Below are 1,364 nucleotides of genomic sequence, written 5' to 3'. Positions count from 1 at the left end.
GGTTGGCCGGCGAGATCGGCGAAGGCCGATGGACGGCCCGCGCGTTTGAGGAAGGCGGGAGCCGCCACCATGTAGAACGGGACGCTGGTGATCGGACGCGCGATCAGCGCCTCGTCCGGCGTGCCGGTCGCGCGAAGTGCAAGATCAAAACCCTCCTCGACGAGGTTGACCAGGCGGCCACTGAGATCGACGTCGAGACGGACCTCGGGATAGCGCGCCTGGTAGTCCGCCAGCACGCCCGCAAAAATCGCGTTCGCCATCCACACCGGTGCGGTCAGGCGCAGCGTGCCGTGCGGAACGACGGTGGCATTGCTGACGGCGGCCTCGACCTCGTCGAGCGAATCCAGCATCTGCCGCGCCTGCTCGAAATAGAGCGCGCCGCTTTCGCTCAGGCTGACGCGCCGGCTGGTCCGGTTCAGCAGCCGCGTGCCCAGGCGCTTCTCGAGCTGCATCACATGCTTGCTCGCCATGGCCGGGGAGATGCGCAGGCGCTGTGCCGCGGTCGCGAAGCTCTTCAGCTCGGCGACCAGGCAAAACACCCTCATGCTGACCAGAGAATCCATGAGATCATCAACATCCAGGAAATGAACTAATCCCAAAGCCGATAATGATCAAAAACGGTGAAACTATCAAATGGTGGCAACCCTCACATTCCGGAGAACCACCATGTCCACCGCCACCTTCGAGACCCCCGCCCCCGGCCGCGCCCTCCGCATCGGCCTCTGGGCCGCGCAGGTCCTCCTCGCCTTCGTCTTCATCTCGGCGGGGCTGGTAAAGCTGACCACGCCGATTCCCCAGCTGGCCGCGATGATGCCCTGGGCCGGCCAGTATTCGGAGACCTTCGTCCGCTCCATTGCCTTGGTCGACCTCGCCGGCGGCATCGGCATCCTGCTGCCGGCCCTGACGCGGATCCTGCCGCGGCTGACGGTGCTGGCCGCGCTCGGCTGCGCGGTGTTGCAGGTCATTGCGCTGGTCTTCCACCTCTCGCGCGGCGAAGCTGACGTTGCACCGCTCAACGTCGTGTTGCTTGCGCTCAGCCTGTTCGTGCTGTGGGGACGCAACGGCAAGGCGCCGATCGCGCCGCGTCAGTTCTGATCGACGGGAACGCCGCACCATGATCTCTGCCAATGGATGGTCTCGCAGGGGGCTGCTGGCGGGCGCATCGATCCTCACGGCCGCCGGCACCGCCGCGGCCAAGGAGGATCGCCTCACCGAGGGCGTCGTGATCCTGATCGACAGCAACGAGCCCTATGTCATGGGCCACGCGATCAGTTACTCGGCCAATCTCGCCAAGCACTTTGCCGACAAGGGCGCGAAAATGCTGATCGAGGTCGTGGCCAACGGCAAGGGCATCGACATCTTCC

2 protein-coding genes and 1 pseudogene are annotated in these 1,364 nt (G+C 65.3%); 2 read left to right on the top strand and 1 reads right to left on the bottom strand.

All coding sequences use genetic code 11. The features are described 5' to 3' along the window. Positions 1–563: LysR family transcriptional regulator (locus tag IC66_RS0108715; RefSeq protein ID WP_038947393.1), on the bottom strand; the 563-nt coding region annotated here is incomplete at its 3' end. Positions 564–666: 103 nt separating this feature from the next. On the opposite strand from IC66_RS0108715, the gene IC66_RS0108710 reads away from it, so the two are divergent. Next, positions 667–1,095 carry a DoxX family protein gene (locus IC66_RS0108710; RefSeq protein WP_038947392.1) on the top strand — a complete coding sequence of 143 codons (429 nt, stop codon included), beginning with the start codon at positions 667–669 and terminating at the stop codon, positions 1,093–1,095. Positions 1,096–1,114: 19 nt separating this feature from the next. Beyond that, positions 1,115–1,364: pseudogene (locus IC66_RS0108705) on the top strand (hypothetical protein); the annotation flags it as partial.

The sequence above is a fragment of the Bradyrhizobium genomosp. III genome, from assembly GCF_000261705.1.
GTDB classification, from domain to species: Bacteria; Pseudomonadota; Alphaproteobacteria; order Rhizobiales; family Xanthobacteraceae; genus Bradyrhizobium; species Bradyrhizobium ottawaense.
This window is presented reverse-complemented; position numbering and strand designations above follow the sequence as displayed.

What these genes read in the sequence shown, in the direction of transcription:
- IC66_RS0108710 (WP_038947392.1), top strand. Translation starts at nt 667, where the DNA reads ATGTCCACCGCCACCTTCGAGACCCCCGCCCCCGGCCGCGCCCTCCGC.